Source organism: Ferrovum myxofaciens, from assembly GCF_000735045.1.
GTDB lineage: Bacteria > Pseudomonadota > Gammaproteobacteria > Burkholderiales > Ferrovaceae > Ferrovum > Ferrovum myxofaciens.
In genome coordinates, this window is sequence record NZ_JPOQ01000240.1 from 1 (window position 1) to 2,528 (window position 2,528).

Consider the following 2,528-nt stretch of genomic DNA (forward strand, 5'->3'; position numbering starts at 1 on the left):
CCCAAATTATCCGCCGAAAGCCCAAGTGCGACCATATCGTCGTCAGCAGGAAAATCACGAGGATCCAATTCCATGGCTGAAAATAGCTCGGCCCTACGTACCAACCTTTCAATCGGTGCTGATTTTCTCTTTTTCAAAACCATGGTGACCTCGCTACTGGCATTGGACGTATATCGTCGAGATTAGCCCCGGTCAAAACCGACACTTTCCGGGCAATATCGATGTCTGATATAGTGGCTTTATTAATCTAGGCATGAACAGATGCGTTGGAGACCCCTAATTGGTTTGATGCCTTCGTCGGACCTCCAAGTTTATAGACGGCTTCTTTGACTGCGTTTTGTTTTTGTTGATTCATATCGTTTCCTTTTTTGGTATAGAAATGCAGGACAAATGAATAACAGTCCCTTATTAATATTTTAGCTTGAACATGACAGGAAACGACGTTAACCAGATGTTTTTTTGTAAAATTTTTTGGCGCAGCGAATGGGAGTTGAGTGAATGATTAAAAGTTATGGCTTACATTGGCATATTGATCGAGTTGACTGGGGTAAGCCGAATAAATCAGGCACTTTGGAAGGCGCGGCCAGTAGAACCCGCCGTGCCAACCCCGTGGATTTTCGTGAGCAGCGAGGAATTTACGTGCTTTATGCGGATTACGAATTAGTCTACATAGGTCAAGCAGGTGCTGGTAACGATCGTCTTTTTAAAAGGCTTAAAGCACACAAATCGGATCACCTTTCTGAACGCTGGAATCGATTCTCATGGTTTGGGACTCAGCGGGTTACAAAAGAAGGGACCATTTCAGTCGATACCCTCAATGTGAAAACCTCTACTGAGGTTACATTGAATATCCTTGAAGCAGTATCAATAGCAATCGCTGAACCCCGATTAAATCTTCAACGTGGTCATTTTGGTGATGCAACTCAATATTTTCAATGGTATGAACAAAACGACAATGACGAGGAAGATGACTAACGATATTATCATGAGGTATTTGAGGTTTACTCGCCAGTTCACACGCTGATTTGCCAGTTCACACCCTAATTTCCCCAGAAAATGCTACTGGTGGGTTGCTTTTATGCGGTCTAAATCATGGCCGCAGCGCGTCAATATGTGCCAATTTTTCATAATAAATTTCCTGGTTTTCACCAAAACAAAGGTGAAATCCCCGAATTTTCTACGAATCATTGCCATTCTTACCCCCCGAGTTCGACAGCTGACCCCCAAAAACCACGTATTTTGACCACCCCCCTCTAATAAAATCATAGAGTTGGTTCTCTGAACAAAAAAGTCTTGTAGTGACACGCTGTCATGCTTTTACGATTGACGATCATTTTGTTGCCGGATTACAATGGTGACATGTTTGTTAAAACCGCTACTTCATGATCCACGCCAGTATGCCATGTCCGCTTTCTGGCTCTGATGTTGTACCGGGTACTCCGAATGCGTCTCAAGGCCAAGAGCCCCTATTCCCCGAACCGGATGCTGGAAGTGGTACGCAGAATTCAGTATCACCAGGTCACACTCCATCGCAAACAATCGACCAAGGGGCTCACTACCCTGACGCCGGAACAAAAGGATCTATTCGACACGGTTAATCTGCCAAAACCCTCGAAAATCGCGTTGTAGTGCCAATTTTAAACATGCGTATCGTTTAAATACAATCGGTTACGCAAAAAAGTGTCGAACTCGGGGGTCATGGATGACGGTCATCAGGAGGGTCATCCAGCCGTTCAAGAGAAACCGGTTACGCAGTAACGGAGATGGAAATGGCCAAAGATTCCGCACAAAGGCAGGCACAATACCGGTCAAAGCGTCCCTATGCGGGAGTAGACGGCAACGGTGAGCGTCGGATCAATACCTGGGTATCTACCCCGGGTGTGCCTTGGCACTGGCACGCCTGGCCCGGCATAAGGGGACGACCCAGCGGCAGATCATCGAGCGATTGATATTGACTGAGGATCAGCAGGTCATCAATGCATTCCCCCTTGACCGGTTCGACGAGCAGTTCGATGAATACCTCGCGGTCAATCTGTACAAGACCAGAAAAGCAAAATGATCAGAATAGGTTGATCTGGGGCTGGGGTGGGTCAAAATCAATGGCCAAAAGTGGATCAAATCTGTTGGCCATTGATACCCCGGATACCCTGTTACGCAGTACCCCCCTCATGATCGCTATCAGCGGGTAACGAAATCCCGCAATCAAGCAGTGTCAATCCGCACTTCAGGTACCTGCCGCAACGCCAGGGGCACTTTCCACCTTGATGATACCAACACCATTCGCGATCCAACTCGTTGAAAGTTGGAACAGGGAGTGAATCTGATCATGCCTCGTCATGATCAAGCCGCCAACCCATCATCCATCCTGAAAATCAGACCATCAAATCCGGTGATCACACTCACTTCGCTCTGATCCAGGGAGACCCGGGTACCGGCAAGAGTGTGGCATTACGGGCCTTGGCCGAACGCCTGGAACGTCAAACCGATCTCACGGTGGGAATTCTGAATCACCCCCAGAGCAACCTCGG

The 2,528-nt window shown here is 47.4% G+C and carries 2 protein-coding genes and 1 pseudogene; all 3 read left to right on the top strand.

The features are described from left to right. The first annotated feature begins 498 nt into the window (after positions 1-498). The 3 genes and pseudogenes from IV91_RS0113105 to IV91_RS18945 all read left to right on the top strand — a co-directional run bounded on the left by IV91_RS0113105 (position 499) and on the right by IV91_RS18945 (position 2,059). A complete protein-coding gene (locus tag IV91_RS0113105; RefSeq protein ID WP_031599184.1) occupies positions 499-975 on the top strand; it encodes a GIY-YIG nuclease family protein in 477 nt (158 codons plus the stop codon). 435 nt (positions 976-1,410) lie between these two features. After that, positions 1,411-1,629: pseudogene (locus IV91_RS0113110) on the top strand (IS1634 family transposase); the annotation flags it as partial. A gap of 256 nt (positions 1,630-1,885) precedes the next feature. After that, entirely contained in the window at positions 1,886-2,059 is a 174-nt protein-coding gene (locus IV91_RS18945; protein WP_200874420.1) for a hypothetical protein, read from the top strand. Positions 2,060-2,528 lie beyond the last annotated feature (469 nt).

What these genes read in the sequence shown, in the direction of transcription:
- IV91_RS0113105 (WP_031599184.1), top strand. Translation starts at nt 499, where the DNA reads ATGATTAAAAGTTATGGCTTACATTGGCATATTGATCGAGTTGACTGG.